General features: G+C 30.7%; 6 protein-coding genes. 2 read left to right on the top strand and 4 right to left on the bottom strand.

Going from position 1 to position 6172, the window contains the following annotated elements:
• Window positions 1–228 precede the first annotated feature (228 nt).
• The 3 genes from glmM to I2A75_RS12085 form a co-directional block, all read right to left on the bottom strand.
• Entirely contained in the window at window positions 229–1572 is a 1344-nt protein-coding gene (gene glmM / locus I2A75_RS12095) for a phosphoglucosamine mutase (protein WP_195264777.1), read from the bottom strand.
• 115 nt (window positions 1573–1687) lie between these two features.
• A complete protein-coding gene (locus tag I2A75_RS12090) occupies window positions 1688–1987 on the bottom strand; it encodes a YerC/YecD family TrpR-related protein (protein ID WP_195264775.1) in 300 nt (99 codons plus the stop codon).
• Window positions 1988–2081: 94 nt separating this feature from the next.
• Window positions 2082–2915 (bottom strand): AIM24 family protein, encoded by an 834-nt coding sequence (locus I2A75_RS12085; protein ID WP_195264773.1) that lies wholly within the window; start codon window positions 2913–2915, stop codon window positions 2082–2084.
• A gap of 144 nt (window positions 2916–3059) precedes the next feature.
• On the opposite strand from I2A75_RS12085, the gene I2A75_RS12080 reads away from it, so the two are divergent.
• Together I2A75_RS12080 and I2A75_RS12075 are read left to right on the top strand one after the other, a co-directional pair.
• Window positions 3060–3239 carry a hypothetical protein gene (locus tag I2A75_RS12080; protein WP_195264772.1) on the top strand — a complete coding sequence of 60 codons (180 nt, stop codon included), beginning with the start codon at window positions 3060–3062 and terminating at the stop codon, window positions 3237–3239.
• Between the two features lie 411 nt (window positions 3240–3650).
• A complete protein-coding gene (locus I2A75_RS12075) occupies window positions 3651–4781 on the top strand; it encodes a zinc-dependent alcohol dehydrogenase (protein WP_195264770.1) in 1131 nt (376 codons plus the stop codon).
• Window positions 4782–5090: 309 nt separating this feature from the next.
• On the opposite strand, the gene buk is transcribed toward I2A75_RS12075, so the two are convergent.
• The gene (gene buk / locus I2A75_RS12070) at window positions 5091–6161 is read right to left on the bottom strand and encodes a butyrate kinase (RefSeq protein ID WP_195264768.1); all 1071 of its coding nucleotides are present in this window, start codon (window positions 6159–6161) and stop codon (window positions 5091–5093) included.
• Between the last annotated feature and the right edge of the window lie 11 nt (window positions 6162–6172).

Below are 6172 nucleotides of genomic sequence, written 5' to 3'. Positions count from 1 at the left end.
ATTTATTTAATTATATAAAAAATACCTATAGCCATAAACCCTTTTATTTAAGTGTCTAGTCTATAGGTATCAGTTTAAAACGTTAGCCCCTTGAAACTTGACTAAATTTGCAAAATAATTGTATATTTATAAAAGAAGAAACTCAGCTCTTCAGCTGAGTTTCTTCTTTAATTTCATGTATATTTGAAATTATAATTTCAAGCAGAATTTCATTTTTTCATTATTCTACTATATTTTGCTTAATATTAAATCTGCTAATCCATGCGCCATTTTATCTATTTCTTCTTGATTTTCCCCTTCTAGCATAACTCTAACTAGTGGTTCTGTACCTGAAGGTCTTATTAAAACTCTACCTGCACCATGTAGTGCTTCTTCTATCTTCTTTATTTCATTAACTATTTCTTCGTCTTCTAAGTATATATTTTTCTTTTCATTTGGAACTGTAGCATTAACTAAAACTTGAGGAAGCTCCTTCATTATTCCAGCTAATTCACTTAACGTTTTTCCACTTTTCTTTGCTATTGCAGCAACTTGAAGAGCTGTAACTAATCCATCACCAGTTGTATTATAATCTAAGAATATTATATGTCCTGATTGTTCTCCACCTAAAACATATCCATCCTTAACCATTTCTTCTAATACATATCTGTCTCCGACCTTAGTTTTTATAACATTGATACCTTCTCTTTTAGAAGCAATATCTAAACCAAGATTACTCATTACTGTAACAACTAAAGTATCATCTTTAAGCTTTCCTAAGTCTTTAAGATATTTTGCACATAGCATTAGTATGAAATCTCCATTTATAAGATTTCCTTTTTCATCTACTGCTAAACATCTATCTGCATCTCCATCAAAAGCAAATCCTAAATCACATTTTTTTCTTATAACATAATCTTGTAATTCTTCTGGATGTGTTGATCCACAGTTTTCATTTATATTTGTTCCATCTGGATTATCATTTATAACATAAACTTCTGCTCCAAGTTGTCTAAATGCCTTTACTGCCGCTTTGTAACATGCTCCATTAGCGCAATCTAAAGCTACTCTTAAACCTTTTAAATCTACTGGAATTGTTGATAATGCATAATCAGTATATTCATCAAGAGCTCCAACTTCAATTGATGATCTTCCTAAGTCATGTCCTGTTGGACTTGGTACTCCTTCAAATCCACTTTCTATAACTCTTTGAATTTCATCTTCTAATTCATCTTGTAATTTGTATCCTTTATTATCAAAAAACTTTATTCCATTATATTCTACAGGGTTATGTGATGCTGAAATCATTATACCTGCATCAGCATTATATTCTCTAATTAAGTGTGCTACTGCTGGAGTTGGAACCACGCCTAATATAACAGCTTCTGCTCCTACTGATAGTATTCCTGATACTAAAGCTGCTTCTAGCATATCTCCTGATATTCTTGTATCTTTAGCAACTAATATTTTTGGCTTGTGAGTTCCTTCTGTTAATACATAAGCTCCTGCTCTCCCTAAGCCATACGCTATTTCAGATGTTAATTCTGTATTGGCAATACCTCTAACTCCATCTGTCCCAAACATTCTACCCATATTTTTTACCTCACTTTTTCTATTGGTTTATTGGTTTTACATAATGTCCTAATAAATAGTATACATTCACAAATTATATATTACAACTTTATTATTATTACAACTTTATTATATTCTATTTTTCTTCTAATCTATCTAGAATTAAGTTATATCCTCCAGTACCATAATTCAAACATTTATTCACTCTACTTATAGTTGCTGTACTGGCTCCAGTTTCATCTGCAATTTCTGTATATACCTTCTTTTCCTTCAACATTTTTGCAACATGCATTCTCTGTGCTAGTGCCTTAAGCTCATTTATTGTTGCAACATCTTCAAAGAAATTATAGCAATCATCTATATTTTCTAACTTCAAAACAGCTTCAAAAAATAGATCTAGCTCCGGATTTTTAAGCTTGCTTTCTGCTTGACCCAAATATCTCACTCCTTGTTTTCTTTTGAATACTACTAATAAATTATACCTGTCTTTTTATTTGTTTACAACTTTATTGCCATAAAGCATTTTTTATCTAAATCTCTGTATTACTATCCCCATGTGGATATCTTAATTCCCTTAACCCCTTTTCCTTTAACTCATCATATATAGCTTTAGTTGGGACTAGCCATACTTCTCCTGTTCCTCTATATACATTAAGTAAACCTTCTCCATTGAGTGCAGTTCCTATTAATGTAGTTCCTGATTTTTCTACAGTAAATTCTATATTTGAACTTCTTAAAATAGCAAAGTTACCATCTACCTTTAAAGTATCTCTAAACATCTTACATCTTAATATTTCCTTATCTGGAATTGGTATTTCCAATACTACTATACCACTTCCACTTAATTTGGTTTGATATACTCCTTCATTTCCAAAAATTAATGAAGATACATTTTTATGAATTACAGGCTCTACTTCTACACTCTCTTCACATGCATAGAATAACCCATCATCAACAATTATTTCTTCGTCTTCCAATTCTATTAAAGTAAAATGTCCAAATGTGGGTTCTAAAAACACCTCACCACTTCCCCTAATAATTGGCTTAAACATTGATTCATTTGTTACCTTACTTGAAAAAAACTTTTTCCCAAGTCCTATAATTCCTCCAGTTTTATTTTCTATCTCTATATTCCCCTTCATATAACTTAGGGCTCCTGCTTCTATCTTAACTGAACTATCATCTAGTATTAATCTAATTTGTCTTAATTTTATTGATGATTTTTTCATAAAATCTAATTGGATTGATAAGTTTAAATCATCTGATCCCTCTAAATCATCATACTCTAAAATTTGAAATATTGTGTCACCTTTCATTTCTGAAACCATTGTCATCCTATTATTTGTATTAAATGAAGTTATCATAATATCTCCTCCTATATCTATATTTTACCATAATTTTATATTTTAAAACTACCTCGCACTTTAATGTATATTTGGTATGCAACTTTGGAAGAATTAATATATATCAATTAATTCAAAATTTTATTTAATTGTTGGAGGTGCTTTATGAAAGCAATTGTATATGAAGGTATTAGGGATACTAGAAATACAGCAGACATAATAACTCAAGGTACTACTAAAAATAACGGAAATGACCAATCTAATGCATTTGACAATCAAGACTACTCATCTAATATATTTAACGACAGAAAGGATACATATATAAAAATAATATTGAAGCCATAAAATTTAACAAAACTTATTTTAATCTATTGAGTAACTGACCTCATATAATTTTCTTAAATTAAAGTTAATAATTATAACTTTAATTTAAAACTTAGTAAATATTGACTAAGGTAATAATATATATCCTTAGTCAATATTTTAATCATGTAATATAATTACCTTCTAACCTATTAATACTCAATCTATTTATACCACTCCTCTTCATTTATTCCTATTTCTATAAAATAAAACTTTTAAACCACACCTTATATATCTTTAATTTATCCTACTTTAGCAAAGATCTTAATTTTTTTATTAGAACCTAATAATACCTCTGAAATATGTAATCTCAATACCTTTCTTTATTTATCAAGTATATTATCTACAAAAACTTCTAAAACTATATCTAGTATAATTTTTTGGAGGTGTCTTATGAAGGCTATTGTTTATGAGGGTATTAGAGATGTTAGAGTTGAAAATGTTGAAGATCCTAAAATAGAACATAATGAAGATATTATAGTTAAGGTTACATCTACAGCAATATGTGGATCTGACCTTCATTTAATTCATGGCAGAGTTCCTAATCTTAGAAAGGGATCAGTTTTAGGGCATGAAACTATGGGAATAGTTGAAGAAGTAGGTAAAGATGTTAAAAAGGTTAAAAAAGGTTATAGAGTTATTGTACCTTTCCCTGTTTCTTGCGGACATTGTTGGTATTGTGATCATGAATTATATTCACAATGTGATAATTCTAATCCCTATGGAGAAGTTGGAGGATTATTTGGATATAGTGATACCTTTGGTGGTTATGATGGAGGTCAAGCAGAATATTTAAGAGTTCCTTATGCTAATGTTGGGCCTACTATAATTCCTGAAGAACTTGAAGATGAACAAGTATTATTTTTAACTGATATATTACCAACATCTTACTGGGGTGTTGAAATGAGCGGTATGAAAAAAGGTGATACTGTCGTAGTTCTTGGATGTGGTCCAGTTGGACTTTTATCTATAAAATGGGCAATATTCAAAGGTGCAAAGAGAGTCATCGCTGTAGATTGTGTAGACTATAGATTAAATCATGCTAAAAGCTACAAGGGTGTAGAAACTGTTAATTTAGAAGATTATGATGATACTGGAGAATATCTAAAAGAATTAACTAATGGTGGTGCCGATGTTGTAATTGATTGTGTTGGCATGGATGGTAAAATGTCTACATTTGAAAAAGTGGAATCTATGCTAAAACTTCAAGGTGGCTCTAAATCTGCAATAGAAATTGCTAGTAGAGCTATTAGAAAATGTGGTACTGTCTCTATGGTTGGTGTTTATGGCGCTAGATATAACTTATTTCCACTTGGCGATTTCTTTTCTAGAAATGTAACTTTAAAAATGGGTCAATGCCCAGCTCAAGCATATGTTGATCCAATCTTAAAGCTTATACAAGAAGGTAAATTCGATGCTAGAGATATAATAACACACAAAATATCATTAAATGATGGTGAACATGCTTATGATATTTTTGATAATAAAAAAGACAACTGCATAAAAGTAATATTAAAACCTTAGTAGCATTTTACAGAGCAAAATAATGAAAAGTTAATGATGTTTTGCTTCTAAGTATTTCATTCCCCAATATTAATTTAAATTTAAAATATAAGTTGGCTAAGATAAATAGACTGTGAAATAAACATATAGCGAGCAATTAGAAGTACTTGGCGAAGGAAGAGGTACTAGGCCTTAGCGTTGTTGGTTTGTTTGAGCATAGCGAGTTAACCAAAACTCTTGGCATAGTACATCTTACGAGCCTAGTACTTCTTTGCATAGCTATTTAGCTTATGGAACATATCTAGTTATCGTAGCCTTTATATTCTCAGTTTAAATGTATTCCTTAGCGTCTTCTTCTCCTGTCATTACTCTTATTGCTCCTTGTGCTAAGGCTAATAATTCATCTTCTCCTGGATAAACTACAATAGGTGCTATCCATCCTACTCTTTTCCTTAATTCATCTATAACTTTTTCTGAATAGGCTATTCCACCTGTAAATATTATTCTATCAACTTTTCCTTCTAAAACTGTTGCCATTTCTCCAATTGATTTTGAAATTTGATATATAAATGCATCAAAACAAACTTGAGCTTTCTTATCCCCTTCTGCTGCTAACTTTAGCACATCTCTAGCATCATTTGTATTTAAGTATGCTACAAACCCACCTTTTCCAACTGCCTTGCTATATACTTCTTGCTCTGTAAATTTCCCACTATAACACATTTTTATAAGAGCTCCTACTGGCAACGAACCTGCTCTTTCTGGTGAAAATGGACCTTCTCCATCTAAGGCATTATTTACATCTACTACTTTTCCATTTTTATGAGCTCCTACTGAAACTCCGCCTCCCATATGAACAACTATTAGGTTTAAATCTGTATATTTAATTCCAGATTCCCTTGCATATCTTTTAGCTACAGCTTTTTGATTTAATGCATGAAACTTACTAACTCGTTCTAATTCAGGAACACCTGAAATTCTTGCAACTTCATTAAGTTCATCAACAACAACTGGATCTACTATGAAAGCTGGTATTTTCAGTTCATTACCTATTTGGTTTGCAATTATTCCTCCTAAATTTGAAGCATGCTGTCCTTGCACACCATCTTTTAAATCCTGAAGCATTTTTTCGTTAACTTTATAAGTACCACTTTCCATAGGCTTTAGCATCCCACCTCTACCTACTACTGCATTTAAAGTATTTATATCAAAGTTCTTTTCTTTTAATACATTCATTATAATGTCTCTTCTAAATTTAAATTGATCATATATTGTTTCATATTTTGATATTTCCTCTGATGAGTGTCTTAAAGTTTCCACTAATACTTCTTGTTCTCCATCATATACCCCTATTTTAGTTGATGTTGAACCTGGATTTATTATAAGTAATTTTAAAGCCATTTAAACGTCCT

The organism is Clostridium sp. 1001275B_160808_H3 (genome assembly GCF_015550425.1).
Taxonomy (GTDB): Bacteria; Bacillota; Clostridia; order Clostridiales; family Clostridiaceae; genus Clostridium.
The sequence above is the reverse complement of the archived record's forward strand: the minus strand, read 5'-3'. Positions and strand labels throughout refer to the sequence as shown.